The organism is Actinoplanes sp. NPDC051343 (assembly GCF_044455125.1).
Taxonomy (GTDB): Bacteria; Actinomycetota; Actinomycetes; order Mycobacteriales; family Micromonosporaceae; genus Actinoplanes.
Window position 1 is genome coordinate 184655 of sequence record NZ_JBITEL010000010.1, and the last position, 26526, is coordinate 211180.

The 26526-nt window shown below is 67.3% G+C and carries 25 protein-coding genes and 3 tRNA genes; 1 reads left to right on the top strand and 27 read right to left on the bottom strand.

The features are described 5' to 3' along the window. Positions 1-194: 194 nt before the first annotated feature. The 23 genes from tuf to ACIA5C_RS31160 form a co-directional block, all read right to left on the bottom strand. Positions 195-1388: an elongation factor Tu gene (gene tuf / locus ACIA5C_RS31050; protein WP_396061038.1), complete on the bottom strand. Its 1194-nt coding sequence runs from the start codon at positions 1386-1388 to the stop codon at positions 195-197. Positions 1389-1523: 135 nt separating this feature from the next. After that, a complete protein-coding gene (fusA, locus tag ACIA5C_RS31055) occupies positions 1524-3620 on the bottom strand; it encodes an elongation factor G (RefSeq protein ID WP_396061040.1) in 2097 nt (698 codons plus the stop codon). 90 nt (positions 3621-3710) lie between these two features. Continuing rightward, complete coding sequence (gene rpsG, locus ACIA5C_RS31060) at positions 3711-4181, bottom strand: 30S ribosomal protein S7 (RefSeq protein WP_127499794.1); 471 nt, start codon at positions 4179-4181, stop codon at positions 3711-3713. Between the two features lies 1 nt (position 4182). Then, positions 4183-4557, bottom strand: coding sequence for a 30S ribosomal protein S12 (rpsL, locus tag ACIA5C_RS31065; RefSeq protein ID WP_014440718.1), 375 nt, complete (start codon positions 4555-4557; stop codon positions 4183-4185). Positions 4558-5003: 446 nt separating this feature from the next. Continuing rightward, positions 5004-5498: a DUF4190 domain-containing protein gene (locus ACIA5C_RS31070; protein WP_396061042.1), complete on the bottom strand. Its 495-nt coding sequence runs from the start codon at positions 5496-5498 to the stop codon at positions 5004-5006. Between the two features lie 62 nt (positions 5499-5560). Further along, on the bottom strand, positions 5561-5875 hold the full coding sequence (locus ACIA5C_RS31075) for a hypothetical protein (RefSeq protein WP_396061589.1): 315 nt from the start codon (positions 5873-5875) through the stop codon (positions 5561-5563). Positions 5876-5977: 102 nt separating this feature from the next. Then, a complete protein-coding gene (locus ACIA5C_RS31080) occupies positions 5978-9868 on the bottom strand; it encodes a DNA-directed RNA polymerase subunit beta' (protein ID WP_396061045.1) in 3891 nt (1296 codons plus the stop codon). Positions 9869-9994: 126 nt separating this feature from the next. After that, positions 9995-13435 carry a DNA-directed RNA polymerase subunit beta gene (locus ACIA5C_RS31085; protein ID WP_396061048.1) on the bottom strand — a complete coding sequence of 1147 codons (3441 nt, stop codon included), beginning with the start codon at positions 13433-13435 and terminating at the stop codon, positions 9995-9997. Positions 13436-14034: 599 nt separating this feature from the next. Further along, on the bottom strand, positions 14035-14421 hold the full coding sequence (rplL, locus tag ACIA5C_RS31090; RefSeq protein WP_396061051.1) for a 50S ribosomal protein L7/L12: 387 nt from the start codon (positions 14419-14421) through the stop codon (positions 14035-14037). A 54-nt stretch (positions 14422-14475) separates the two neighbouring features. Then, positions 14476-15024: a 50S ribosomal protein L10 gene (gene rplJ / locus ACIA5C_RS31095; protein ID WP_396061053.1), complete on the bottom strand. Its 549-nt coding sequence runs from the start codon at positions 15022-15024 to the stop codon at positions 14476-14478. A 266-nt stretch (positions 15025-15290) separates the two neighbouring features. Next, on the bottom strand, positions 15291-15971 hold the full coding sequence (locus ACIA5C_RS31100; RefSeq protein WP_396061056.1) for a hypothetical protein: 681 nt from the start codon (positions 15969-15971) through the stop codon (positions 15291-15293). Next, positions 15968-16708, bottom strand: a complete 741-nt coding sequence (locus tag ACIA5C_RS31105; protein WP_396061059.1) for an ATP-binding cassette domain-containing protein — start codon at positions 16706-16708, stop codon at positions 15968-15970. The genes ACIA5C_RS31100 and ACIA5C_RS31105 overlap by 4 nt, the downstream gene beginning before the upstream one ends. Positions 16709-16773: 65 nt before the next feature. After that, positions 16774-17490, bottom strand: coding sequence for a 50S ribosomal protein L1 (gene rplA, locus ACIA5C_RS31110; protein WP_396061062.1), 717 nt, complete (start codon positions 17488-17490; stop codon positions 16774-16776). A 62-nt stretch (positions 17491-17552) separates the two neighbouring features. After that, positions 17553-18314, bottom strand: a complete 762-nt coding sequence (gene nusG, locus ACIA5C_RS31115; RefSeq protein ID WP_396061065.1) for a transcription termination/antitermination protein NusG — start codon at positions 18312-18314, stop codon at positions 17553-17555. 80 nt (positions 18315-18394) lie between these two features. Then, positions 18395-18781: a preprotein translocase subunit SecE gene (secE, locus tag ACIA5C_RS31120; RefSeq protein WP_396061067.1), complete on the bottom strand. Its 387-nt coding sequence runs from the start codon at positions 18779-18781 to the stop codon at positions 18395-18397. 103 nt (positions 18782-18884) lie between these two features. Further along, positions 18885-18957 (bottom strand) — tRNA-Trp (locus ACIA5C_RS31125). Positions 18958-19078: 121 nt separating this feature from the next. Beyond that, a complete protein-coding gene (locus ACIA5C_RS31130) occupies positions 19079-19471 on the bottom strand; it encodes a MaoC family dehydratase (protein ID WP_396061070.1) in 393 nt (130 codons plus the stop codon). Further along, the gene (locus tag ACIA5C_RS31135; RefSeq protein WP_396061072.1) at positions 19468-19932 is read right to left on the bottom strand and encodes a MaoC family dehydratase N-terminal domain-containing protein; all 465 of its coding nucleotides are present in this window, start codon (positions 19930-19932) and stop codon (positions 19468-19470) included. The genes ACIA5C_RS31130 and ACIA5C_RS31135 overlap by 4 nt, the downstream gene beginning before the upstream one ends. A gap of 69 nt (positions 19933-20001) precedes the next feature. Continuing rightward, a complete protein-coding gene (rpmG, locus tag ACIA5C_RS31140; RefSeq protein WP_203803251.1) occupies positions 20002-20169 on the bottom strand; it encodes a 50S ribosomal protein L33 in 168 nt (55 codons plus the stop codon). Between the two features lie 107 nt (positions 20170-20276). Beyond that, positions 20277-20349, bottom strand: a tRNA-Met gene (locus ACIA5C_RS31145). Positions 20350-20396: 47 nt separating this feature from the next. Continuing rightward, positions 20397-20469 (bottom strand) — tRNA-Thr (locus ACIA5C_RS31150). Positions 20470-20576: 107 nt separating this feature from the next. Beyond that, on the bottom strand, positions 20577-23114 hold the full coding sequence (locus tag ACIA5C_RS31155; RefSeq protein WP_396061075.1) for a putative bifunctional diguanylate cyclase/phosphodiesterase: 2538 nt from the start codon (positions 23112-23114) through the stop codon (positions 20577-20579). Positions 23115-23162: 48 nt separating this feature from the next. Beyond that, positions 23163-23339, bottom strand: a complete 177-nt coding sequence (locus tag ACIA5C_RS31160; RefSeq protein ID WP_396061077.1) for a hypothetical protein — start codon at positions 23337-23339, stop codon at positions 23163-23165. 259 nt (positions 23340-23598) lie between these two features. On the opposite strand from ACIA5C_RS31160, the gene ACIA5C_RS31165 reads away from it, so the two are divergent. After that, on the top strand, positions 23599-23937 hold the full coding sequence (locus ACIA5C_RS31165) for a hypothetical protein (RefSeq protein ID WP_396061079.1): 339 nt from the start codon (positions 23599-23601) through the stop codon (positions 23935-23937). Here ACIA5C_RS31165 and ACIA5C_RS31170 read toward each other — a convergent pair. From ACIA5C_RS31170 to ACIA5C_RS31185, 4 genes are all read right to left on the bottom strand, one after another. Further along, on the bottom strand, positions 23934-24740 hold the full coding sequence (locus tag ACIA5C_RS31170; RefSeq protein WP_396061082.1) for a sulfurtransferase: 807 nt from the start codon (positions 24738-24740) through the stop codon (positions 23934-23936). The genes ACIA5C_RS31165 and ACIA5C_RS31170 overlap by 4 nt on opposite strands. 97 nt (positions 24741-24837) lie before the next feature. Continuing rightward, complete coding sequence (locus tag ACIA5C_RS31175; protein ID WP_396061084.1) at positions 24838-25473, bottom strand: LysE family translocator; 636 nt, start codon at positions 25471-25473, stop codon at positions 24838-24840. Between the two features lie 126 nt (positions 25474-25599). Next, positions 25600-25902, bottom strand: a complete 303-nt coding sequence (locus tag ACIA5C_RS31180) for a hypothetical protein (protein WP_396061086.1) — start codon at positions 25900-25902, stop codon at positions 25600-25602. A 31-nt stretch (positions 25903-25933) separates the two neighbouring features. Further along, a complete protein-coding gene (locus ACIA5C_RS31185) occupies positions 25934-26428 on the bottom strand; it encodes a YajQ family cyclic di-GMP-binding protein (RefSeq protein WP_396061089.1) in 495 nt (164 codons plus the stop codon). Between the last annotated feature and the right edge of the window lie 98 nt (positions 26429-26526).

Here is a 26526-nt window from a genome sequence, read left to right on the forward strand (position 1 = left end):
TTATTCAGCGTTCACACAAACATGATCACGGGGATCAGATGGTGCCGGCCGGGCTACAAACACGTCCGGACACCGGGCGAGGGGGGCTGGCCACCGTTTCTCTGTGAAGAGGCGTGCAGCCAACCCCCCTGCGCGGACGCAACCTGACTAGTATGCCGCATCCATCGCGGCAACGCTAATCGGGGTCACCTGACTCAGGCGTTGATCTTCGTGACCGTTCCGGCGCCGACGGTGCGGCCACCCTCACGGATCGCGAACTTCAGGCCCTGCTCCATGGCGATCGGCTGGATCAGCTTGACCGACATGCTGGTGGAGTCGCCCGGCATGACCATCTCGGTGCCCTCGGGCAGCGTGACGACGCCGGTGACGTCCGTGGTGCGGAAGTAGAACTGCGGCCGGTAGTTCTGGAAGAACGGGGTGTGCCGGCCACCCTCCTCCTTGGAGAGGATGTAGACCTGGCCCTCGAACTCCGTGTGCGGGGTGCTCGTGCCGGGCTTGACCACGACCATGCCGCGCTCGACGTCCTCGCGCTTGATACCGCGCAGCAGGAGGCCGACGTTCTCGCCCGCGCGGGCCTCGTCGAGCAGCTTGCGGAACATCTCGATGCCGGTGCAGACGGTCTTCGTCGACTTCTCGCGGATGCCGACGATCTCGACCTCCTCGTTCGGCTTGAGGATGCCACGCTCGGCGCGACCGGTGACGACCGTTCCACGACCGGTGATCGTGAAGACGTCCTCGATCGGCATGAGGAACGGCTTGTCGGTGTCACGCTCGGGCTGCGGGATCGCGGTGTCGACCGCGTTCATCAGCTCCATGAGCTTGGCGGTCCACTCCTTGTCGCCCTCGAGCGCCTTCAGAGCGGAGACGCGCACGACCGGCAGGTCGTCGCCCGGGAACTCGTAGGTGCTGAGCAGCTCACGGACCTCGAGCTCGACGAGCTCCAGGAGCTCCTCGTCGTCGACCATGTCGCTCTTGTTCAGCGCCACGACGATGTACGGAACGCCGACCTGGCGGGCCAGGAGCACGTGCTCCTTGGTCTGCGGCATCGGGCCGTCGGTCGCGGCAACCACCAGGATCGCGCCGTCCATCTGCGCGGCACCGGTGATCATGTTCTTGATGTAGTCCGCGTGGCCGGGGCAGTCCACGTGCGCGTAGTGACGCGCCGCGGTCTGGTACTCGACGTGCGCGATCGAGATCGTGATGCCGCGGGCCTTCTCCTCCGGCGCCTTGTCGATCTCGTCGAACGGGGTGTACGGGTTGAGCTCCGGGAACTCGTCGTGCAGGACCTTGGTGATGGCCGCAGTCAGCGTCGTCTTACCGTGGTCGATGTGACCAATGGTGCCGATGTTGACGTGCGGCTTAGTCCGCTCGAACTTCGCCTTCGCCACTGGTGTCCTCCTGTGGACTGTGTCTTTTCTTGCGCCCGGCACGCCCGATAAGGCGATAGGGACTCTGTCGACTGCTCGTGCGCGTGCGGCCCTCGACGGACCGCACGCGCCTCACCGCATCGGTGACCGAAGCCCTCAGGCGCCGGTGGCCTTCGCGATGATCTCCTTCGCGACGCTCTGCGGAACCTCGGCGTAGGAGTCGAACTGCATGCTGTAGCTCGCCCGGCCCTGCGTCTTCGACCGGAGGTCGCCGACGTAGCCGAACATCTCGGAGAGCGGAACCAGCGCCTTGACGACGCGGGCGCCCGAACGCTCTTCCATCGACTGGATGATGCCACGGCGCGAGTTGAGGTCGCCGATGACGTCACCCATGTTGTCCTCGGGCGTGGTGACCTCAACGGCCATCATCGGCTCGAGCAGCGCGGGGTCGGCCTTGCGAGCGGCCTCCTTCATCACCATGGAACCGGCGATCTTGAAGGCCATTTCGGACGAGTCGACCTCGTGGTACTGACCGTCGAGCAGCGTCAGCTTGACACCGACCAGCGGGTAGCCGGCGAGAACGCCGTACTGCAGGGCGTCCTGCGCGCCCGCGTCCACCGACGGGATGAACTCCCGGGGGATGCGGCCGCCGCTCACGGCGTTGACGAACTCGTAGGTCGGGCCGTCCGCCGCGAGGGGCAGGGGCTCCACCTTGACGATGACCTTGGCGTACTGGCCCGAGCCACCGGTCTGCTTCTTGTGCACGTAGTCGAGCTTCTCCACGGTGCCGCGGATCGTCTCGCGGTACGCCACCTGCGGCTTACCGATGTTGGCCTCGACGTTGAACTCGCGCCGCATGCGGTCGACGAGGATGTCGAGGTGGAGCTCGCCCATGCCGGCGATGACCGTCTGCCCGGTCTCCTCGTCGTTCCAGACGCGGAAGGTCGGGTCCTCCTCGGCCAGGCGCTGGATCGCGGTGCCCAGCTTCTCCTGGTCCGACTTGGTCTTCGGCTCGATGGCGACCTGGATGACCGGCTCCGGGAAAGTCATCGACTCCAGGATGACCGGGTTGGCCGGGTCGCTGAGCGTGTCACCGGTCGTGGTCTGCTTGAGACCCTGGACGGCGATGATGTCACCGGCCTGCGCCGTTGGACGCTCCTCACGCTTGTTCGCGTGCATCTGGTAGATCTTGCCGATCCGCTCCTTGCGGTCCTTGGTGGAGTTGACCACCTGAGAACCCGAGTCGAGCGTGCCGGAGTAGACCCGGACGTAGGTCAGCTTGCCGAGGTGCTTGTCCGTCTGGATCTTGAACGCCAGGCCGGAGAACGGCTCCGTGTTCGACGGCTTGCGCTGGATCGGCGTCTCGCCGTCCGTCGCGGTGCCCTCGATGGCCGGGATGTCCAGCGGCGACGGCAGGAAGTCGATCACGGCGTCGAGCATGGGCTGGACGCCCTTGTTCTTGAACGCCGAGCCGCACAGCACCGGGTTGGCCTTGCTGGCGATCGTGGCGCGCCGGATGGCGGCCTTGATCTCGTCCTGCGAGAGCTCCTCGCCCTCGAGGTACTTCAGCATGACGTCGTCGTCCACGTCGGCCAGCGTCTCGATCAGCTTCTCGCGCCACTCGTTCGCGGAGTCGACCAGGTCGGCCGGGATCTCCTCGATCGCGTAGTCGTCACCCTTCTGGGTCTCCCCACGCCAGGTGAGCGCGCGCATGCCGATCAGGTCGACGACACCGATGTGGTTGCTCTCGAGGCCGATCGGGATCTGCAGGACCAACGGGGTCGCGTTCAGCCGGTCGATCATCATCTGCACGCAGCGGAAGAAGTCCGCGCCGGTCCGGTCGAGCTTGTTGACGAAGCACATCCGGGGAACGTGGTACTTGTCCGCCTGCCGCCAGACGTTCTCGGTCTGCGGCTCGACGCCGGCCACGCCGTCGTACACCGCAACCGCACCGTCCAGCACACGCAGCGACCGCTCGACCTCGACCGTGAAGTCGACGTGGCCGGGCGTGTCGATGATCTGGATCGTGTGGCCCTTCCACTCGCACTTGGTGGCGGCGGAAGTGATCGTGATGCCGCGCTCCTGCTCCTGCTCCATCCAGTCCATGACGGCTGCGCCTTCGTGGACCTCACCGATCTTGTACGTGATACCGGTGTAGAACAGGATTCGCTCAGTAGTCGTGGTCTTGCCGGCATCGATGTGCGCCATGATGCCGATGTTGCGTACGTTGGCGAGCGCGTCTGCGGCGGCCACTTCAATCCCTACTTTTCTTCTTCGTCGTCGTCTCGTGGACCGGTACGACTTCTGCCGTGGCCCGGCCGAGGCCGGGCCGACAGGCGGGTCTTACCAGCGGTAGTGCGCGAAGGCCTTGTTGGACTCCGCCATCTTGTGGGTGTCCTCGCGCCGCTTGACGGCGGCACCGAGACCGTTGCTGGCATCGAGCAGCTCGTTCTGGAGACGCTCGATCATGGTCTTCTCGCGGCGGGCCTTGGAGTACTGGACCAGCCAGCGCAGACCGAGGGTGGTCTGACGCGGCGTACGGACCTCGACCGGAACCTGGTAGGTCGCGCCACCGACGCGGCGGCTGCGGACCTCGAGGGTCGGCTTGACGTTGTCCATCGCGCGCTTGAGCGTGACGACCGGGTCGGTGCCGCTCTTCTCGCGGGCACCCTCGAGGGCGCCGTAGACGATGCGCTCGGCGAGCTGACGCTTGCCACCGATCAGGATCTTGTTGATCAGCTGGGTGACCAGCGGCGAGTTGTAAACCGGGTCGGCGACCACAGGGTGGCGCGGAGCGGGGCCCTTACGCGGCATGTCAGCTCTTCTCCTTCTTCGCGCCGTAACGGCTGCGGGCCTGCTTGCGGTTGCGGACACCCTGGGTGTCCAGCGAACCGCGGACGATCTTGTAGCGGACGCCGGGAAGGTCCTTCACTCGGCCGCCACGCACGAGCACGATCGAGTGCTCCTGCAGGTTGTGACCGACACCCGGGATGTACGCCGTGACCTCGATCTGGCTGCTGAGCTTCACACGAGCGACCTTGCGCAGCGCAGAGTTCGGCTTCTTGGGGGTAGTGGTGTACACGCGCGTGCACACGCCGCGCCGCTGAGGACTTCCCTTCAGCGCCGGCGTCTTGGTCTTACTCGTCTTCGCCTGGCGGCCCTTGCGGACCAGCTGCTGGATCGTGGGCACCGGGTTTCTCCGCTCCCTTCGGCCGCTTCCTAGGCGGCCGCACGTCTTCTTATGCTCTGTTTGTGCTGGTCACCTTCCCGGAAGGGAAGGAGTCCGGCCCCCGCGGTCGGGCGTGTCGCCCGGCTCACGGTCCCGCCACGCGTTGCCACGCGTTTCGGGTCTTGTTCTGTGCCAGCTCCGAGATGCCTCAGAGCAGAGCGCTCATCGTGGCCAATGCCCCGCGCTCGGTATCAGCCGAACGGGGCACACACGAGTTGCCCGAGCAAGCTCGGGCACGAGGGGAAAGACTACCTACCACAAGCACCCAGGTCAAAATCAGTGGACTGGCGTCCACTCTTGTCTCATGACCCGGGCTCTCACGATTGATATCTCCAAGGCAAGTGTACCGGGTGCTCTTCGGCGGTATCGCCGCGGTGCCGGATCGGCCGGAAAGGCGGTCACATCACTCAGGACGAGACCTGCAACACCAGTGCCAACGCCAGGGAGAGCAGGGCAATTCCCGCCCCGGCACAACCGCAGACGAGGCCGCTGATCGCCATGCCGCCACCGGTGAAGCGCACCTGGCCGGTGTGCCCGGAGCGGCGGATCTGGCGGCGGGCGACCAGGCCCAGAACGACGGCCCCGGCTCCGAAGACGACGCTGAGCAGCGTGAACGCGCCCGACACCCAACCACCCCAGCCGCTGTCGGCGCCCGTGATGCCGAAGCAGAGCACGAGGAACGAGACCAGGATCGAACCGATGCCGGCGATGAGCGAGCCGATCGCCAGACCCGACGTGATCGGCATGACGCGCAACTGGACGAGGCCGAACTCGGTGCCCGGCAGCGGGTCGACACGCTCCGGCTGCCAGCGCCCGGACGGGGACGGCGGCGGCACGGCGAATTGCTGCGCGGGCGGCGCGCTCGGTGGCGGGAAGGGGTCGGCCGCCGGCTGCTGGGTCATGAGAAGAGCATGTCACCCGAACGAGGCCGGCCGCAGCCCGCCCTGGTCGGGCCGTCTCGGGCTCAGTCGGTGCCCGGCGCGAAGTCGGTGCCGCCGGGCCGGGCGGCCAGGTGCAGCAGGCCGGCGATGGCGGCCACCACCAGCGCGGCCAGGGCCAGCACGATGCCGGCCCAGGCCAGCCGGCGGCCACGCTGGATCCATGCCGAGCCGGTCAGGTAGCCGCCCGCCTGCCAGGCCTGCCGGGACGCCTGCCGGGCCAGCACGAGCGCCAGGGTGGCCGGGATCACCCCGCCGACGAACGCGCCGGTCAGGAAGCCCAGGAGCCCGAGCGCGAAGACCGCGCGCGCCTTGGTCGAGGGCTCCGGGTCCGGATCCATCGGGTGGCGGGTGGGCACGGCCGCGGGAAGGGTCACCCACCCATAGTAGAAAGGCCGAAGGGCGGCCGCGCTGTGCGCGGCCGCCCTTCATCTAATTCAGGATCAGCGGTACGACCCGAAGTCGAAGTCGTCCAGCGGAACTGCCTGCCCGCTGGCCGGCCCGAAGCCGTAGTCGGTCTCCGGGTAACCGGTCATCGAGTAGACCTTGGCCTTGGCCTCCTCGGTCGGCTCGACCCGGATGTTGCGGTACTTGCTGATGCCCGTACCGGCCGGGATGAGCTTACCGATGATCACGTTCTCCTTGAGGCCGACGAGCGAGTCACTACGCGAGTTGATCGCCGCGTCGGTCAGCACCCTGGTGGTCTCCTGGAAGGAGGCCGCCGAGAGCCAGGAGTCGGTGGCCAGCGAGGCCTTGGTGATACCCATGAGCACCGGACGACCGGCGGCGGGCTCGCCACCCTCGCCGACGAGCCGGCGGTTCTCCGACTCGAAGAGCGCCCGGTCGACCAGCACGCCCGGCAGGAACTCCGCCGCGCCCGAGTCGATGACCGTCACCCGCTTCAGCATCTGGCGGATGATGATCTCGATGTGCTTGTCGTGGATGAGCACACCCTGCGAGCGGTAGACCTCTTGGACCTCACTGGTCAGGTGGACCTGGACCGCCCGCGGACCCATGATCCGCAGAAGCTCGTGCGGGTCGATGGTGCCCTCGGTCAGCTTCTCGCCGACGCCGACGTGGTCGCCGTCGTGGGCCCGGAGCTTCACGCGCTTGGAAATCTTGTCGTACACGATCTCCTCGCTGCCGTCGTCCGGCACCACGATGATCTTGCGCGAGCGCTCGCCGTCCTCGATGCGGATGCGTCCCGGGGTGTCGGCGATGGGCGCCTTGCCCTTGGGAACGCGGGCCTCGAAGATTTCCTGCACACGCGGCAGACCCTGGGTGATGTCCTCACCCGCGACACCACCGGTGTGGAAGGTACGCATCGTCAGCTGCGTACCGGGCTCACCGATGGACTGAGCGGCGATGATGCCGACCGCCTCACCGATGTCCACGCCCTTGCCGGTCGGCAGCGAACGGCCGTAGCAGGCCGCGCACACGCCGAGCTTCGACTCACAGGTCAGGACGCTGCGCACCCGGACGTTCTCGACGCCGGCGGCGACGAGCTTCTCGACCAGGATCGAGTTGAGGTCCGAGCCGCGGGCGACGACCAGGTTGCCGTTGGCGTCGTTGATGTCGTCGGCCAGCGTGCGGGCGTGCACACCGGTCTCCGCGTGCGTGTGCACGACCAGGGTGCCGTCCGGCTCCCGCTCGCCCACCTGCATCGGGATCGCGCGGTCGGTGCCGCAGTCCTCCTCGCGGATGATGACGTCCTGCGACACGTCCACCAGACGACGGGTCAGGTAACCCGAGTCGGCGGTACGCAGCGCGGTGTCGGCCAGGCCCTTACGGGCACCGTGGGTGGAGATGAAGTACTCCAGCACGGTCAGACCCTCGCGGTACGACGAGGTGATCGGCCGCGGGATGATCTCACCCTTGGGGTTGGCCACCAGACCACGGATCGCAGCGATCTGCCGGAGCTGGAGGAGGTTGCCGCGAGCGCCCGAGTTGATCATTACCCAGAGCGGGTTCTCGTGCGGCAGCGTGCTCTCCATCTCCTTGGAGATCTCGTTGGTCGCCTTGGTCCAGATCTCGATGAGCTCGCCGCGACGTTCCTCGGCGGTCATCAGACCACGCTGGTACTGCTTGTCGATGCGGTCCGCCTCGACCTGGTAGCGAGCGAGGATCTCCGGCTTGCGCGGAGGGCCGATGACGTCGCCCATGCCGATCGTCACACCGGACCAGGTGGCCCAGTGGAAGCCGGCCTCCTTGAGCGCGTCCAGGGTCGCCGCGAGGGCCACCTTGGGGAAGCGCTCGGCGAGGTCGTTGACGATCGCCGACAGCTGACCCTTGCGGATCTCATAGTTGACGAACCGGTACCCCGGCGGCAGCGTCTCGTTGAAGATGACGCGACCCAGGGTCGTGTCGACGAGCAGCGGCTCGCCCTCGGTCCAGTCCTCCGGGGCTTCCCACTTGTCGGCCTTGGCGCCGTTGTCGACACCGACGACCTCCCGCAGGCGGACCCGGATCGGCGCCTGCAGGTGCAGCTCGCCGTTGTCGAACGCCATCCGAGCCTCGGCGTCCGAGCTGAAGATCCGACCCTCGCCCTTGGTGCCGGCGGTCTGGTGGGTCAGGTAGTAGAGACCGATGACCATGTCCTGGGTCGGCATGGTGACCGGCTTGCCGTCGGCCGGCTTGAGGATGTTGTTCGACGAGAGCATCAGGATGCGGGCCTCGGCCTGCGCCTCGGCCGACAGCGGCACGTGCACCGCCATCTGGTCACCGTCGAAGTCGGCGTTGAACGCCGTACAGACCAGCGGGTGGATCTGGATCGCCTTGCCCTCGACCAGCTGCGGTTCGAAGGCCTGGATGCCCAGGCGGTGCAGCGTCGGCGCGCGGTTCAGCAACACCGGGTGCTCGCTGATGACCTCTTCGAGGACGTCCCACACGACCGGGCGCTGACGCTCGACCATCCGCTTGGCCGACTTGATGTTCTGCGCGTGGTTGAGATCGACCAGGCGCTTCATCACGAACGGCTTGAAGAGCTCCAGAGCCATCTGCTTGGGCAGCCCGCACTGGTGCAGCTTGAGCCGCGGGCCGACGACGATCACCGAACGGCCGGAGTAGTCGACGCGCTTGCCGAGCAGGTTCTGACGGAACCGGCCCTGCTTGCCCTTGAGCATGTCGGACAGCGACTTGAGCGGGCGGTTACCCGGGCCGGTGACCGGCCGGCCGCGGCGGCCGTTGTCGAACAGCGCGTCGACGGCCTCCTGCAGCATCCGCTTCTCGTTGTTGACGATGATCTCGGGCGCGCCCAGGTCGATCAGGCGCTTGAGCCGGTTGTTCCGGTTGATCACGCGGCGGTACAGGTCGTTCAGGTCGCTGGTCGCGAAGCGGCCACCGTCGAGCTGCACCATCGGGCGCAGGTCCGGCGGGATGACCGGGACACAGTCGAGCACCATGCCGAGCGGCGAGTTACGCGTGTTCAGGAACGCGGCGACGACCTTGAGCCGCTTCAGCGCACGGATCTTCCGCTGGCCCTTACCGCTGCGGATGATCTCCCGCAGGTTTTCGGCCTCGGCGTCCAGGTCCATGTTCTGCAGCAGCGCCTTGATCGCCTCGGCGCCCATCCCACCGGTGAAGTACTCACCGAAACGGTCCCGCAGCTCGCGGTAGAGCAGCTCGTCGGTGACCAGCTGCTTGGAGTCGAGCTTGCGGAAGGTGTCGAGCACCTCGTCGAGCCGGTCGATCTCGCGCTGCGCCTTGTCACGGATCTGGCGCATCTCGCGCTCGCCGGCCTCCTTGACCTTGCGCCGCACGTCCGCCTTGGCACCCTCGGCCTCAAGTTCGGCCAGGTCCTGCTCGAGCTTGGCCGCGCGCTTCTCGATCTCCGAGTCGCGGCCGTTCTCCGACTGCCGCTTCTCGGCGAAGATCTCGTTCTCGATCGTGGACATGTCACGGTGACGCGACTCGGCGTCCACGCTCGTGACCACGTACGAGGCGAAGTAGATGATCTTCTCGAGGTCCTTCGGCGCCAGGTCGAGCAGGTAGCCCAGCCGGCTCGGCACACCCTTGAAGTACCAGATGTGCGTGACCGACGCGGCCAGCTCGATGTGGCCCATGCGCTCACGACGCACCTTGGACCGGGTCACCTCGACGCCGCAGCGCTCACAGATGATTCCCTTGAACCGAACCCGCTTGTACTTACCGCAGTAGCACTCCCAGTCCCGCTGAGGGCCGAAGATCTTCTCGCAGAAGAGTCCGTCCTTCTCGGGCTTGAGCGTGCGGTAGTTGATCGTCTCGGGCTTCTTGACCTCGCCGTGCGACCACTGGCGGATGTCGTCAGCAGTGGCAAGGCCGATGCGCAACTCGTCGAAGAAGTTGACGTCGAGCACTTGGACTATCCCTCGTGTTTCGTTGCTCGGATAAATTCCAGGCCGGCGGGGCGGCCCCCGGTGCTTTCAAGGCGGCTTCGCCGCACTGCGACGAAAAACCTTGAAAGCCCTGGGGACCGCACTCCGTCAGATCTCTTCGACGCTGCTGACGCCCTCGTTCGGGCGCCGGGACAGGTCGATGCCGAGTTCTTCCGCGGCCCGGAAGACCTCGTCGTCCGTCTCGCGCATTTCCAGGGCCACACCGTCGCTGGAGAGCACCTCAACGTTCAGGCACAGCGACTGCAGCTCCTTGAGCAGCACCTTGAAGGACTCGGGGATGCCCGGCTCCGGGATGTTCTCGCCCTTGACGATGGCCTCGTAAACCTTCACGCGGCCGAGCACGTCGTCGGACTTGATGGTCAGCAGCTCCTGCAGCGCGTAAGCCGCGCCGTAGGCCTGCATCGCCCAGCACTCCATCTCGCCGAACCGCTGGCCACCGAACTGGGCCTTACCACCGAGCGGCTGCTGCGTGATCATCGAGTACGGGCCGGTCGACCGTGCGTGGATCTTGTCGTCGACCAGGTGGTTGAGCTTGAGGATGTAGACGTAGCCGACCGAGATCGGGTCGGGCAGCGGCTCGCCGGAACGACCGTCGAACAGCTGCGCCTTACCGTCGCCGTTGACCAGCCGCTTACCGTCGCGGTTGACCAGCGTCGACTCGAGCAGGCCCTTGATCTCCTCCTCGCGCGCACCGTCGAAGACGGGGGTCGCGACGTTCGAGTCCTTGACCGACTCGTGCGCCTCGATCGCGCGAAGCTGCCGCTTCCACTCGGTGTCGTCGCCCTCGATCTCCCAGCCGGTCTTGGCGATCCACCCGAGGTGGGTCTCCAGAACCTGACCGATGTTCATACGCGAGGGCACACCGAGCGGGTTGAGCACGATGTCGACCGGGGTGCCGTCCTCGAGGAACGGCATGTCCTCGACCGGGAGGATCTTCGAGATGACGCCCTTGTTGCCGTGCCGGCCGGCGAGCTTGTCGCCGTCCTGGATCTTGCGCTTCTGAGCGACGTAGACCCGGACCAGCTCGTTCACACCCGGGGGCAGCTCGTCGCCGTCCTCGCGAGAGAACGTCCGGACGCCGATGACCGTGCCGGTCTCGCCGTGCGGCACCTTCAGCGAGGTGTCCCGGACCTCCCGGGCCTTCTCACCGAAGATCGCGCGGAGCAGCCGCTCCTCGGGGGTCAGCTCGGTCTCGCCCTTGGGCGTGACCTTGCCGACCAGGATGTCGCCGGGGACGACCTCGGCGCCGATCCGGATGATGCCCCGCTCGTCCAGGTCCGCCAGCATCTCCTCGGAGACGTTGGGGATGTCGCGGGTGATCTCCTCCGGGCCGAGCTTGGTGTCCCGGGCGTCGACCTCGTGCTCCTCGATGTGGATCGAGGTGAGGACGTCCTGCTGCACGAGGCGCTGCGACAGGATGATCGCGTCCTCGTAGTTGTGGCCCTCCCAGCACATGAACGCGACGAGCAGGTTGCGGCCGAGGGCCATCTCCCCCTCGTCGGTGCACGGACCGTCGGCGACGACCTGGCCGGCTTCGACCCGGTCACCCTCGAAGACGACAGGCTTCTGGTTGACGCAGGAGCCGGCGTTCGAGCGGCGGAACTTGTGCAGCAGGTATGTACGCCGGTGACCGTCGTCCTGGTGGACCGTCACGTAGTCGGCACACAGGTCCTCGACCACACCGCCGACCTCGGCGACGACCACGTCACCGGCGTCGACCGCGGCACGGTATTCCATGCCCGTACCGACCAGCGGGGCCTCGGCCTTGACCAGCGGCACGGCCTGACGCTGCATGTTGGCACCCATGAGCGCACGGTTCGCGTCGTCGTGCTCGAGGAACGGGATCATCGCGGTGGCGACCGAGGTCATCTGCCGCGGCGACACGTCCATGTAGTCGACCTGCGCACCAGGCACGTAGTCGACCTCACCGCCCTTACGGCGGACCAGGACGCGATCCTCGGCGAACGTGCCGTCACTGCTCACCACGGCGTTCGCCTGCGCCTTGATGTACCGGTCTTCCTCATCGGCAGTCAGGTAGTGGACCTCGTCGGTGACCCGACCGTCCTCCACCTTCCGGTACGGCGTCTCGATGAATCCGAACGGGTTGACCCGCGCGAACGTCGAGAGCGCGCCGATCAGACCGATGTTCGGGCCCTCGGGCGTCTCGATCGGGCACATCCGGCCGTAGTGGGACGGGTGCACGTCGCGAACCTCGAAGCCCGCCCGCTCACGCGACAGACCACCCGGGCCGAGCGCGCTCAGCCGGCGCCGGTGGGTCAGGCCCGCCAGCGGGTTGGTCTGGTCCATGAACTGCGACAGCTGCGACGTACCGAAGAACTCCTTGATCGCCGCCACCACGGGACGGATGTTGATCAGGGTCTGCGGCGTGATCGCCTCGACGTCCTGGGTCGTCATGCGCTCACGCACGACGCGCTCCATCCGGGACAGGCCCACGCGGACCTGGTTCTGGATGAGCTCGCCGACGGTACGCAGGCGACGGTTGCCGAAGTGGTCGATGTCGTCCGCCTCGTAGCCCTCCTCACCGGCGTGCAGCCGGCAGAGGTAGTCCACGGTCTTGACGATGTCTTCCTCGGTCAGCGTGCCCCGGACGATCGGGACGTCGATCTCGAGCTTCTTGTTGAACTTGTAGCGTCCGACCTTGGCGACGTCGTACCTCTTCGGGTTGAAGAAGAGGTTGTCGAGCAGGGTCTGCGCGTTCTCCCGGGTCGGGGGCTCACCAGGGCGGAGCTTGCGGTAGATGTCGAGCAGAGCCTCGTCCTGCCCGGCGATGTGGTCCTTCTCCAGCGTGGTCATGAGCAGCTCGGACCACCCGAACCGCTCACGGATCTGGTCGGCCGACCAGCCGATCGCCTTCAGCAGGACCGTGACGGCCTGCCGGCGCTTGCGGTCGATCCGGACGCCGACGGTGTCGCGCTTGTCGATGTCGAACTCCAGCCAGGCACCCCGGCTGGGGATGACCTTGACGCTGGAGAGGTCGCGGTCGGAGGTCTTGTCCGGCTCCTTGGTGAAGTACACGCCCGGCGAACGGACGAGCTGACTCACCACGACGCGCTCGGTGCCGTTGATGACGAACGTCCCCTTGGGGGTCATCATCGGGAAGTCGCCCATGAACACGGTCTGGCTCTTGATCTCGCCAGTGGTGTTGTTGGTGAATTCCGCGGTCACGAACAGCGGTGCGCAGTAGGTCAGGTCCTTCTCTTTGCACTCCTCGATCGAGGCCTTGACCTCGTCGAATCGAGGAGACGAGAAGGACAGCGACATGGTGCCGGAGAAGTCCTCAATGGGACTGATCTCTTCGAGGATCTCTGCGAGGCCCGAGTGGGCATGCGGGTCGTCCGTCGTCCGGGCCTGCCAAGCCTCGTTCCCGACCAGCCAGTCGAAAGAATCCGTCTGGAGGGCGAGGAGGTTGGGGACCTCAAGTTGCTCGGTGATCCTGCCGAAAGAGACACGGCGGGGTGCGTAAGCGCTCGACGTACGGCTGGTCTTCGCAGGGCGGGAAGCTGCCAAGATGCGTCCTTCCGAGGACCGGTGCTGCTGATGCGGCTGCAGCTGCGGTATGCAACTGTCTGCGTGCACTCCAATGAACCCCCCGGAAATCATCCATGCGGATGTACCGGCAGGGCTCAAGACAGAAGGCAGCGCAAACTAGCAGTGTAGCCGCTCGGCTAACCGCTGTCCAGCCCACACCGGAGGGGGCCTGCGGAACACGCCCCGACACCCTCTGACCTGCACCTGCAGGACCAGGGCCTCATGCGGGGCCGTTCGAACGCGGCTCAACTCCCTCGGGTGCCGAACTGGAAGGCCGGGACAAGACCGGTTACCCCCAGGGCGGCTGTCGCAAGCGCGGAAACTTGCTGTTGTCAGCGTGCCTGTCAGCGGACACACAGTCAAGGGCTGCAGCACGGGTCGAACCCTGACCGTCGCCCGCCGGGCACGTCCTAGCGACCATACTCCAGACAATGTCCGGTTGGACCGGCTTTGGCGGTCGGCTCCCCGACACTGGAAAAGTCGGCGCCGACCTGCGATTTCACGTGTAAAACGCCGCCGGCGGCGACCCGTTCGCACGGGTCGCCGCCGGCGGCAAGAGAATGCAGCGGAGCTTTAGATCACTTGAGGGTGACCTTGGCGCCCTCGGCCTCGAGCTTCGCCTTGGCGGCGTCGGCCTTCTCCTTGTTGACACCCTCGAGGATCGCCTTGGGGGCGGCCTCAACGGCGTCCTTGGCCTCCTTGAGGCCCAGGCCGGTCAGCTCACGCACGACCTTGATGACCTGGATCTTCTTGCCACCGTCGCCCTCGAGAACGACGTCGAACGAGTCCTTCTCGGCCTCGGCCTCGGCCGGAGCCGCGCCGCCGCCACCCTGGGCCGCGACGGCAACCGGCGCGGCGGCCTGGACGTCGAAGACGTCCTCGAACTGCTTCACGAACTCCGACAGCTCGATCAGCGTCATTTCCTTGAACGCGTCGAGCAGCTCGTCGGTGCTGAGCTTCGCCATGTCTGGCAACCTTTCCTAGCTTCTGATGTAAACGTTGCTCGGTTCGCGAGGCCGTCAGGCGGCCTCGGCGGAACCGTCCTTCTCGCGCTCGGCACGCAGGGCGTCCACCAGGCGAACGGCCTGGGAAAGCGGAGCCTGGAACGTGGCCGCGGCCTTGCTCAGGTTGCCCTTCATGGCACCGGCCAGCTTGGCCAGCAGCACCTCACGGGACTCGAGGTCGGCGAGCCTGTTGACCTCGTCGGCGCTGAGCGCCTTGCCCTCGAATACGCCGCCTTTGATGACCAGGACGGGGTGAGCCTTGGCGAAAGCCCGCAGGCTCTTGGCCGCCTCGACCGGGTCACCGCTGACGAAAGCGAGCGCGGTAGGACCGGTGAACAGCTCGTCGAGGCCCCCGATGCCCGCGTCGGTCGCCGCCCGCTTCGCGAGCGTGTTCTTCGACACGGAGTACGTGGTTTCCTTGCCCAGCGAGCGCCGCAGCTCGGTGAGCTGCGAAACCGTGAGACCGCGGTACTCGGTCAACACGGTGGCCGCCGAATTACGGAAGTTGTCCGTGAGCTCGGCAACGGCGCTGGCCTTGTCGGCCCGGACCGGCTTGTCCGCCATGTCCCTCCTCTCTCAATGCTCGAACCACTGGGAGAAGGAATCCTGGAGAATGAGAAACGCCCCGGCGCAGGGCGCACGGGGCGGATGAGGTGCGCTCGAGGGCGCTGACCCGATCACGAACCGTTCTCCCCTGCGCGGGTCGTCCGCATTAAGCGGATCCTTCGGCCACGATCTCCGTCATGCGACGGCGACTGCGGCAACCAGCGGTCTGTGGGTGGAACTTCGACAGCAACACTACAAGGTGGGAATGCAACGGCCAAATCGCGTCAGGAGCGGGAGCGGCGGAGGGCGGCGTAGCCGGTGAAGGCGGCGGCGGACCACAGGACGGCCCAGGCGATCAGCAGGGCCAGGGTGCCGGCCGGGGGCAGGCCGGGGTCGTTCAGGGCTCGGGCGGTCGCCATCACGGGCGGGACCAGCCACGGCGCCCACGAACCCTTGAGGCCGAGCACCACCACCAGCACGGTGGCCACGGCCAGGACCGCGACGCCGGTGCGGATCGAGCGGGTCACGGCGCGGCTGGAGAGGGCGCCGAGAGCGATCGCGGGCGGGATGGCCAGCAGGTGGGCCAGGATGCCGAGCACGATGCCGCGGCCCAGGGACTTCGTGTGGTCGATGCCGTGGAAGAGCCACGGGGCGCCCATCGCCAGCACGCAGACGATCACCGACACCACCAGCGCGGCCAGGACGCCGGCCAGGGCCTCGCCGGACGGGCCGACCGAGACGCGGGCCAGGCGGCGCTGCACGTCCGGCTCGGCGTCGAGCAGCACCTTGGTGAGCCAGGCCAGCACCGGGAAGAGGGCGGCGGCGGAGTAGCCGTACGCGATGGCGGCCGGGGCCGCGCCGCCACCGTAGATGACGCCGAGGACAACCAGCACGGCGATGGCGGGTGGGAGGGCACGGCCGCTGCGGCCGAAACCGGACAGACGCATCCGGGTCAGGGCGATCATCGGGCGTCCACCTCACGTACGCCCAGGACGCGGTGACCCGCCGCACGCAGCCGGACCACCGCCTGGTCGGCGTCCGCCCGGCGGACGGCGACCTCGACGACGACCTCGTCCTCCGGCGCCGTTGAGGCAGCGGACGAGGCGGCGGTGACCGTGCCGTCGGCGACCGTCCAGTGGCGGGCGCCGGTGAGCGTGGTGATCTCGCCGCGGTGGTCGCTGACCAGCACCGAGCCGCCGGCGTGGGTCACCTCGGAAACGATGCCGGGGATCAGCGTTCGGGCGGCCGCGTCGAGACCTTCCCACGGCTCGTCGAGAACCAGCAGGCCGGGACGCAGGAGCAGCGCTTGGGCGAGGCCGACCTTCTGCGCGGTGCCCTTGGAGAGATCGGTCAGACGGGTGCCGGCGTGCTCGGAGAGCAGCAGACGCTCGATCCAGCGGTCGACCACCGCCGGATCGGTCTGGCCGCGCACCTCGGCCATGCGGTGCAGGTAGCCGCCCGCGGTGAACGGCTGGTCGGCCGGAAAGCGCTCGGGGACCCAGCCGACCGTCGCCGGACGGTCGCGGATCGCGCCCCGGGTCGGGCGCAGCACGCCGGCCGCCAGCTGGAGCAGGGTCGACTTGCCGGCACCATTGCGACCCAGCACCACGACCGTCTCGCCGGGCTCGACGATCTGAGCCACCTCGTGCAGCGTCCAGCCCGCGCGCCGCGCGTACCGGAAAGCGACCTGCTCGAAACGCACGACCGGAAGCCTCCCACAAGAAAGGCCCCCGGGGTTGTCCCCGGGGGCCTCGCTTTCGAGTGCTGTCAGGCCTCGGCGCCCTCGGGGCGCAGACCCTTCACCACGTTGGGGTCGACCGGGACGCCCGGGCCCATCGTGGTGCTGAAGGTGACCTTCTTGAGGTACTTGCCCTTGGCCGCCGACGGCTTGGCCCGCAGGACCTCGTCGAGCGCGGCGGCGTAGTTTTCCACCAGCTTCTCCTCGGTAAACGAGGCCTTGCCGATGATCAGGTGCAGGTTGGAGTGCTTGTCCACCCGGAAGGTGATCTTGCCGCCCTTGATCTCGTTGATCGCCTTGGTCACGTCCATGGTGACCGTGCCGGTCTTCGGGTTGGGCATGAGACCACGCGGGCCGAGGATCCGGGCGATCCGGCCGATCTTGGCCATCTGGTCCGGCGTCGCGATCGCGGCGTCGAAGTCCAGCCAGCCACCCTGGATGCGGGCGACAAGCTCGTCGGTGCCGACCTCGTCGGCGCCGGCCGCGACGGCCTCTTCGGCCTTCGCACCCTGCGCGAACACGATCACGCGGGCGGTCTTGCCGGTGCCGTGCGGCAGGTTGACGGTGCCACGGACCATCTGGTCGGCCTTACGAGGGTCGACGCCCAGCCGCATCGCGACCTCGACGGTCGCGTCGAACTTGGTCGGGTTCGACTCCTTGGTCAGCTTGATGGCGTCGGTCGGGTCGTAGAGCTTGTTGGGGTCGATCTGCTCGGCCGCCTTGCGGTAGCCCTTGCCATGCTGCATTTCATTACTCCTGTGGTTGTTGGCGGGCCGCGCTGTTTCACGGCCCTCCCACTGACTGCTGGTCAGATCTTGGCGACCTGGTTGAAGTTGAGCTCCACTGGCGTCTCACGGCCGAAGATGGAGACCAGAACCTTCAACTTCTGCTGGTCGGCATTGATTTCACTGATCGAGGCCGGCAGCGACGCGAACGCGCCGTCGGTGACCGTGACCGAGTCGCCCACCTCGAAGTCGAGCACCTTAATCTCGGGCTTCGCCTTCTTCTCCTCCAGCTCGACCGCCGGGGCGAGCCACTTGAGGACCTCGTCCAGCGAGAGCGGGGCCGGCCGGTCGACCCGGTCGGTGGCGCCCACGAAGCCGGTCACCCCAGGCGTGTTGCGCACGCAGGAGTAGGACTCCGGGGTCAGGTCCATGCGGACCAGGATGTAGCCCGGGAAAACCTTGGCCTGCACCTGGTTGCGCTTGCCGTTCTTGACCTCGACCTCTTCGCGGGTCGGGACCTCGACCTGGAAGATGAACTCCTCCATGTCGAGGCTGGTGATGCGGGTCTCGAGGTTGGTCTTGACCTTGTTTTCGTAGCCCGCGTACGAGTGCACGACGTACCAGTCGCCGGGGGCGTAGCGCAGCTTCTGCCGCAGCTCCTGCACCGGGTCGTAGTCCTCGTCGTCAGCGACCGCCGCCACGGCGGCGGGCTGCTCGTCGTCAGCGGCCTCGATCGACTCGTCGGTGGTCGTGTTCTCCACCGACGCCTCGATCGACTCGTCGGCGGCCGCGGTCTCCACCGACTCCTCGTCGGTGACCGTCGCGGTCTCGTCGTACTCAGGCACGCTCGCTCACTTCCAAATATGTCTTCGTCTCACGCGGCAGCGGTCGGACCGCTGCCGGTCGGGTCGCGCCCGACGGCCGATCAGCCGCCGAACGCCCAGAGGATGCCCTTGCCGAACCCGTAGTCGAGCAGACCCACGATCGCCGTCATGACGGTCACGAAACCGATGACGATGGTCGTGTAGGTGATCAGCTCCTTGCGGGTCGGCCAGATGACCTTACGCAGCTCGCTGACGACCTCACGGAAGAAACCACCGATGCGGCCGAACAGGCCGGTGCGGCGGGCCTCTTTCCGGGCCTTCGGGCCGGAACCCCTGGTGCGCTCCTTGACGGCGGTGCCGCCACGGCTCACCGGCTCGTCGCCGTCGAGCTCCTCGTCGTCCGCCACCTCATCGTCGGTGACAGCGTCGGCGTCGTAGACCTCGTCACCCGGGTCGCCGGCGTCACCGGGTCGGTTCCTCTCGGCCATAGCGCCCTACTTCCGTCATCGTGATGATGGGGGTCCCGTCAGCGCTCGACCGGCGCCGGGTCGTGCGGACCGCGCACCGGGCGGGCACGTCTAGGAGGTTGCGCAGGGGTGACAGGACTTGAACCTGCAGCCTGCGGTTTTGGAGACCGCTGCTCTGCCAATTGAGCTACACCCCTGTGCGAGGCACATTTCCCTCTCGGCGGCATGCGTCGTCGAGTGGTTCACTGCCCCACGGCGCACCAGTGTACGGGTTCACACACGGATCTCCCAACCCGGGTCACCGTGGCGTCACTGAACCTATTTGCGGATGACTGCCTGAGCCAGCGAGAGCACCTTTTCGCCCTGGCAGGTGGCGGTGAGAGCCAGTCGTCGATGCCCGTCGGCGGTCGTCTCCTTGACCGTCGCCGACACGACCACCTCGGTGCCCTCGTCGGTGTCGGGCACCGGCACCGGACGGCTGAACCGGACGCTGAACTCGACCACCGCGTCGGCCGCGCCGGCCCACGTCGTCACCGCCCGGCCGACCAGCGCCATCGTGAACATGCCGTGTGCGATCACCCCGGGCAGACCGACACCGGCGGCGAAGCGCTCGCTCCAGTGGATCGGGTTGAAGTCGCCCGAAGCGCCGGCGTAACGCACCAGGTCGGCCCGGGTGACCCGGAAGGTCTGCGGCTCCAGTTGGTCGGTCACTTGGTTTCTCCCCGCTGCTCTTCGCCCCGCTGGACCAGCTTGGACCAGGCGGTGAGCACCGGCTCGCCGGACTCGGTGGTCACGTCGGTGCGGGTGGTCAGGAAGTCGTGGCCGCCCCGGGAGGTGATGTCCTCGATGGTGTTGTGGCAGACCAGCGAGTCACCGGCGACGACCGGACGGACGTACGCGAACTTCTGGTCGCCGTGCACCACGCGGCTGTAGTCCATGCCCAGCTCGGGGTCCTCGATGAACTGCTTGCTCGAACCCATCGTCACGATCACCGGGAAGGTCGGCGGAGCGACCACGTCGGCGTAACCGCGGGCCCGGGCGGCCTCCGGGTCGTGATATTCAGCGTCGATGGCGCCGATAGCCCGGGCGAACTCCCGGATCTTCTCCCGGCCGACGAGGTAGGGCTCGGTCGGCGGATAGGTGCGGCCGACAAATGACTGGTCCAGGGGCATGCCCCACAGACTAAACCGCGCCGCCCGGAACGAATCCGGGTGGCGCGGTCAGTAGCTGGAAGCCGAGAGTCAGCGTGTCTCGCGGTGCAGGGTGTGGCGGCCGTCCCGCGGGCAGAACTTCTTCAGCTCGACGCGGTCGGGGTCGTTACGCCGGTTCTTCCGGGTGATGTAGTTCCGCTCCTTGCACTCCGTACACGCCAGGGTGATCTTCGGACGGACGTCTGTCGCCTTGGCCACGGCGGGGTGCCTTCCTGCTCACGGGTTTCGTATTACCGGCTAACCAGCGTAGACGCTCGGTGGGCCGAACTGCAAAGTGGGGATCCCGGACGGGACCCCGTGCCAAGTAGCGAGGGCCGGACTTGAACCGGCGACACAGCGATTATGAGCCGCTTGCTCTGCCAACTGAGCTACCCCGCCGCGCCAGGCTTACGTCCTGCGCCTGCGGCGGCGAACGAACCCGGTAGAGCCCCCTTACGGAATCGAACCGTAGACCTTCTCCTTACCATGGAGACGCTCTGCCGACTGAGCTAAGGGGGCCGGCTGCAAACCAATCAGCGCGCGATCTCTCGCCCGCTGCGGAAGTAAGACTACACGGCCCCTTTCCGGGGGTGAAATCGGATCCCCTCGTGTCGCGGAACCGCTGCTCAGATCACCGCTCGGAGCCTGCGGACCTCGCCCTGATCGGTGGTCGTCGACTCGGTGCGAGCGCTGAACCAGGCCTCCAACCGCTCGTACGGCAAAGGGCGGCTGAACAGGTAACCCTGGCCGATCTCGCAGCCCATCTCTTCGAGCAGGTCGAGGGTCAGCTCGCTCTCGACGCCCTCGGCGACCACGGTCAGCCCGAACTCGCGGGAAAGGCTGATCACGGCCCGCACGATCGCCAGATCGCCGGAATCGGTCGCCATGCCCTGCACGAAACTGTCGTCGATCTTTACCTCGTGTACCGGCCACTGGCGCAGATAAGACAGTGAGGAGGCGCCGGTGCCGAAGTCGTCGACGCTCAGCCGCACGCCGAGGTCACGCAGGCGATAGAGAGTGGGCAGGACCCGCTCGATGTCACCGAGCATGCCCGGCTCGGAGATCTCGAAGGTCACCTGGGCCGGGGCCACCTGGTATTGATCGAGCAGGCTCTCGACCTGGTCGGGAAAGCGTGAGTCGAGCAGGGTGCGTACCGAAAGATTGACCGCGATCGAGAGCGGGCGGTCGGCCTGGGCCCACTCGGAACAGCGCCGCAAACCTTCGGTGAGCACCACCTCGGTGAGCCGGGAAAGCTGGCCGGTGTGCTCGGCGACCGCCACGAAGTCTTCCGGGGCCACCTCGCCGTGGGCCGGGTGCTGCCAGCGGGCCAGACACTCGACGCCGACCAGGTGACGGTCGGAGAGCGTGACCTTGGGTTGGAAGTAGACGTCGACGAGGCCGCTGTCGAGAGCCTGGCGCAGGTCGGCCGCGATGCCCAGACGCCGGACGGCCCGGGACTCCAGCGCCGGGTGGAAGAGCTGCACCCCGTACGGAAGGACCTTGGCCGAATTGCCGGCCAGCTCGGCCCTCTGCAGCAAGGTCTCGGGATCGTCGCCGTGATCGGGGTAGACGGCGACACCGATCGCGGTGTCGATGTCGAGGGTGAGCGTGCCCACCGACATCGGCCCCCGCAGTTGCTCGCGCATCTCGGTCGCGAGCCGGACGGTCGCGTCGGTGCTCTCGGCCCGCATGGTGACCACGAACTCGTCGCCGCCGATCCGGCCGACCAGGGCACCCGGGCCGGCGATGCCCTTCAGACGCTCGGCCACCTCGGCCAGCAGCTTGTCGCCGGCGGCGTGGCCCATCGACTCGTTGACGTCGCGCTGGCCGTCGACGTCGAGGAGCAGGACGGCGACGACTTCTTCCTCGGCGCGGACCTTCACCGACTCGGCGAGCGCGTCGACGATGCGCCGGCGGTTGGGCAGGCCGGTCAGGCGATCGTGGTAGGCGTCGTAGCGCAGGCGGTCGACCAGGCGCGCGTTTTCGACCGCCACGGCGGCATGCGCCGCGATGGTCTCGAGCACCTGGACGTCGCCGTCGCGGAAGGTGCGGGTGTCGCCGAGCCGGTTGCAGACCTCGAGGGTGCCGATCTCGGTCTGCCCCGAGCGCAGCGGCACCACGATGACGTCCTTGATCTTCGATCCGCGCAATGCCGACCGCAGCTCGACGAACTCGTCGAACCGGGTGCCGACGGCGACCGTGCGGCCGTCGTGGATCGCCCGTTCCCGGATCGAACCCGGGGTCGGCGACATGTCGAGCAGACCTCGATTTTCGACCCGGGCGGTGAGCATCACCTCGGGATGACGGCCCTGCGGGGCCAGCCACAACGTCGCGTATTCCGAGCGCATCACCGCGCGGACCCGGCCGAGCAGCACGTCGGGCAGGCTGGCCTCGCTGCGCTCGTCGCGGACGGCCTTGGTGAGCTCGTAGACGTCGGCCATGGTGCGGTGCTGACGGAAGAAGTCGGCGAACGACCGCAGCATCAGGATCAACGTGGTGCACAGGACCGCGAGCAGGATCGCGGACCATCGGTTGAACACCAGGGCGATCAGGAACAGCATCCCGATCACGCTGTTGACCAGTCCGATCAGCAGCGGCGGCCAGATTCCTCGAAGCACGTCCTGGCCGGCGCGGACGTTTTGCACCACGCTCATCACGGCGGCGATGCAGAACATGTCGACCGTGGTGTTGACCAGCAGTGCGGTACCGATGACGGCCCAGGTGGCCGGGCCGGCCCCGTGCGGATGCGGCAGGGCGGCGATCACCAGGGAGGCCGCGGAGATGCTGGCCGCGGCCTTGGCCACGTTGAACCACATCTTGCTCGGCACGACGACGCTGGACCGGGCCAGCTGGGTGATCACGACCGCGGCGGCGACCACGCAGGTGACCATGGCCGCCGGCAGGTAGTAAAGGACCAGGACGAACGGGATCTCGGTCAGGATGATGCTGTAGGTGCTGCGCCGGATGACGACGTTGAACACACCGACATAGGCCAGACAAATCCCGGCCAGCGCCAGAAGGCCGCCCAACCAGTGCGAATACCAGTTGGGCTTATTGACCCAGAAGAAAGCCGTGCAGACGAGGGCAAAAATCGCCAGCGGAGAAGTGATCAGCCACGCGTTCTGCGCGGATTGACGTCCTTCTCGCGCACGCCTGGTGGCCATCGGACTCCCTTGTCAGTCAACGCCGCCGATGACACGTGGGGGCCTGCGTCAGTCCCACTCGACGGAGACATTGACGGACTGAGCCGCGGCGTTTACGGACTGGGCCGCAGTGCTAGCCCCGGTGACCGCGCGAGCGTGCTCGACGCTGACGGCACCCACGGCACCGAAGACCACGGCCAGCACGAAAACCAAGCCGGCGAAACGGCCCAGCTTCCTTGCAGACATGTTTGACTCCTGAATCTGTAACACGCACCGGTGGGGGGTTCCATGATGGTGCCACACCCGATGTGCGACGGGGAGTGTCCGGCGGCGGGTCGAAGCCACACATACCGAAATCCTGACCGAACGGCTGAGGGAACACCGAGTGGAGCCGCCGCAAAATTGACGGCTTTAGGTCCGAAATAGGCGGAGATATGAGGTCGTTTCGCACCGTTACTGTCAAGTTGCCTTGACGTCAGGTGGGCCTGACGAGAGACTGTCGCGCGTGACTTCCCCGGACGAACTCGAGCGCGAACACACGCTTTCGACGGCTACAACGCGCTACGACGAACTGAGGATGCGGGACGCGCTGTCCTCGGTGCGCCAACACAGCGACGGAGCACCGCTCAACCGGCAGGAAGCACTGGAAATGCTCGCCCTCAGCGAGGTCGTGATCCGCAAGGCCGGCTACGGACGGCAGGCGATGGTGCGATCGGCACGCGAGGCGGGAGCATCGTGGACCCAGATCGGACTGGCCCTCGGCAGCAGCAAACAGGCCGCCTGGGAGGCACACAACCGCTGGGTCGAAGAGCAGGCCCGGGCCGGCCTCGAACTCGACCTCTAACCGACCTCGGCGGGACGGTCGGTGGCGCTGTACTGCGACCACGAGCCCGGGTAGAGACGGCCCGGTCCGAAACCGGCCCGCTCCAAGGCCAGCAGATTGTGACAAGCCGTCACACCGGAGCCGCAATAGGAAATGACGTCGGCGTCGCGGGTCACGCCAGCCGCGGCGAAACGCGCACGCAGCACCTCGGCCGTCGCGAACCGGCCGGAGACGTCGACGTTCTCGCGACACGGGACGCTGCGGGCACCCGGAATGTGGCCCGGACGGGCGTCGAGCGTCTCGTTCTCCCCGCGGAACCGGTCGGCCGGGCGGGCATCGACCAACACCGAACCGCCGGAAGCCACGTCGTCGATCGTCGCCAGACGCTCCGCCGGCCACGGCCGGACGGCGAAAGATCCCCGGGGAAGCTGCGGCTCCGCGGTTTCCAGCTTTCCCGCGTACGCGCTGAGGCCGCCGTCGAGCAGCGCCGCCCGCCGGCCCGTGGACCGGAGCATCCACACCAGACGGGCGGCCATGACACCGCCGGCATCGTCGTACGCAATAAGCGTGTCGTCATCGGAAAGCCCGAGCGACGCCATCCGTTCGGAGAAGAACGCCGCGTCCGGCAGCGGATGCCGGCCCTCGGCCGGCGACGCGGGCGCCGCCAGATCGTGATGGAGGTCGACGAAGATCGCGCCCGGTAGGTGGCCGCTGTCGTACGCCTCGCGGCCGGACCGCCCGTCGAGGTAGTAACGCACGTCGGCGAGGAGGACGCGGCCGGGGAGCGCAGGGATCTGGTCGAGGTCGACAACCGGTTCGATCACGTGTCCTTCTTACTCCCCTCTTTACGCGGCTGTTTCCTCAGCTGTTTCCTCAGCTGTTTACGCGGCTGTTTCCTCAGCTGTTTACGCGGCTGTTTCCTCAGCGGCTGGAGAGGCCCAGTTTGAGGCCGAAGCCGACCAGCACCGCGCCGGTGCCGCCGTCGACGGCGCGCTGCACCCGGCGGCGGCTGAGGAAGCCGCGGAACGCCTGCGCGCCCGTGATGATCGCGGTGAACCAGATCAGGCCCTCGGCGTCGTGGACCAGCGCGAGGAGCAGACCCACGCCCAGCGGCGACGCGCCGGCGGGGATGAACTGCGGCAGAACGGCGACGTAGAAGGCGCCGATCTTGGGGTTGAGCAGGTTGGTGAGCAGACCACGGCCGAAGGTGTTCCAGACGGTCGGCGTGCGCGGCTCCCGCGGCGCGGCGGCAACCTCCCCCGGACGCCGCACGGCTCCGACGATCATGCGGACGCCGAGGTAGAGCATGTAGGCGGCACCGGCGACCCGGAGAATGAGGTAGCCGGTCGCGGACGCGGTGAGCAGGGCCGAGACGCCGACCGCGGCGGCCGCACCCCAGATCAGGGCGCCCGCGTTGATGCCGAACGCGGTCGCGAAGGCCGGGCCGCGGCCCATGGTGACCGCGCTGCGCAGGACCAGCGCGGTGTCGAGACCCGGGGTGATGGTCAGTAGCGCGCCGAGCAGGGCGAACGAAAGAACCGCATGGGTGAGGGCCATGCGGTATTTCTACCTTCTCTTACCGCCCGCTCTTTCCCCCAGCTCTTGCTGCCCGGCGCTTGCTGCCCGGCGCTTGCTGCCCGGCGCTTGCTGCCCGGCTCTTGCTGCCCGGCTCTTGCTGCCCGGCTATTTCTGCCCTGCCGACCGCCGGCCGCGTGGCCGGAAGCGCACGACCGCCAGGCCGACCATTGCCACCGCGAGCAGGGTCATGACCAGGGCGGCGGGGCTGCTGCCGAAATTCGTGCCGACCACCACCAGCACCAGCGCCACCCCGAACAACGTGTGGTAACAACCGGCCTCGCGGACGTTGCGGAACGCCCGCGCGGTCGCCTGGGGGGCCCGGCCGGTGATCAGCATGCGGCCGCCGAAGGCCGCCAGTGCCAAGCCGATCGCCCCGCCGACGACCATCGTCCACTGACCGGTGTTCATGGCCCCAGTCTGCGACCTCGCGGGCCCGCGCTCAGCGGTAATTGGTGAATTGCAGGGCGACCCCGAAGTCCTCCTGCTTGAGCAGGTTGATCACGGCCTGCAGGTCGTCCCGCTTCTTGCCGGTCACCCTCAGCTGGTCACCCTGAATCTGAGCCTGCACACCCTTGGGACCCTCGTCGCGGATCTTCTTGCTGATCGCCTTGGCCTTGTCGGTCTCGATGCCCTCGACGACCTTGCAGTCGATCTTGTAGGTCTTGCCGGACTGGCGCGGCTCCCCCGCCTCGAGCGACTTCAGCGAGATGTTGCGCTTGACCAGCTTCTCCTTGAAAACGTCGAGGGCGGCCGACGCGCGCTCCTCGGTCTCGGACGTGATCGTCACGCCCTCTTCACCCGACTTCGCGACGGTGGTGCCGGTGCCCCGGAAATCGAAGCGGGTGCCCAGCTCCTTCTCCGTCTGGTGGAACGCGTTGTCGACCTCCTGCCGGTCAACCTTGCTCACGATGTCGAAGGACGGGCTGGCTGCCATGATCAGACTCTCCTGAGTGCCGACGTATTTCGATCTCGAAGGGAGGCCGGCCGGCGGCCTCCGACATGCCGACCGTACCCGGTTGCGGAGGCGATCGT

Excerpts from the sequence above, each read along its gene's own strand:
- rpsG (WP_127499794.1), bottom strand. The coding sequence starts at position 4,181 with ATGCCGCGTAAGGGCCCCGCTCCGCGCCACCCTGTGGTCGCCGACCCG.
- ACIA5C_RS31070 (WP_396061042.1), bottom strand. The coding sequence starts at position 5,498 with ATGACCCAGCAGCCGGCGGCCGACCCCTTCCCGCCACCGAGCGCGCCG.
- ACIA5C_RS31075 (WP_396061589.1), bottom strand. The coding sequence starts at position 5,875 with ATGGATCCGGACCCGGAGCCCTCGACCAAGGCGCGCGCGGTCTTCGCG.
- rplL (WP_396061051.1), bottom strand. The coding sequence starts at position 14,421 with ATGGCGAAGCTCAGCACCGACGAGCTGCTCGACGCGTTCAAGGAAATG.
- rplJ (WP_396061053.1), bottom strand. The coding sequence starts at position 15,024 with ATGGCGGACAAGCCGGTCCGGGCCGACAAGGCCAGCGCCGTTGCCGAG.
- ACIA5C_RS31100 (WP_396061056.1), bottom strand. The coding sequence starts at position 15,971 with ATGATCGCCCTGACCCGGATGCGTCTGTCCGGTTTCGGCCGCAGCGGC.
- rplA (WP_396061062.1), bottom strand. The coding sequence starts at position 17,490 with ATGCAGCATGGCAAGGGCTACCGCAAGGCGGCCGAGCAGATCGACCCC.
- secE (WP_396061067.1), bottom strand. The coding sequence starts at position 18,781 with ATGGCCGAGAGGAACCGACCCGGTGACGCCGGCGACCCGGGTGACGAG.
- ACIA5C_RS31135 (WP_396061072.1), bottom strand. The coding sequence starts at position 19,932 with ATGCCCCTGGACCAGTCATTTGTCGGCCGCACCTATCCGCCGACCGAG.
- ACIA5C_RS31155 (WP_396061075.1), bottom strand. The coding sequence starts at position 23,114 with ATGGCCACCAGGCGTGCGCGAGAAGGACGTCAATCCGCGCAGAACGCG.
- ACIA5C_RS31160 (WP_396061077.1), bottom strand. The coding sequence starts at position 23,339 with ATGTCTGCAAGGAAGCTGGGCCGTTTCGCCGGCTTGGTTTTCGTGCTG.
- ACIA5C_RS31175 (WP_396061084.1), bottom strand. The coding sequence starts at position 25,473 with ATGGCCCTCACCCATGCGGTTCTTTCGTTCGCCCTGCTCGGCGCGCTA.
- ACIA5C_RS31180 (WP_396061086.1), bottom strand. The coding sequence starts at position 25,902 with ATGAACACCGGTCAGTGGACGATGGTCGTCGGCGGGGCGATCGGCTTG.
- ACIA5C_RS31185 (WP_396061089.1), bottom strand. The coding sequence starts at position 26,428 with ATGGCAGCCAGCCCGTCCTTCGACATCGTGAGCAAGGTTGACCGGCAG.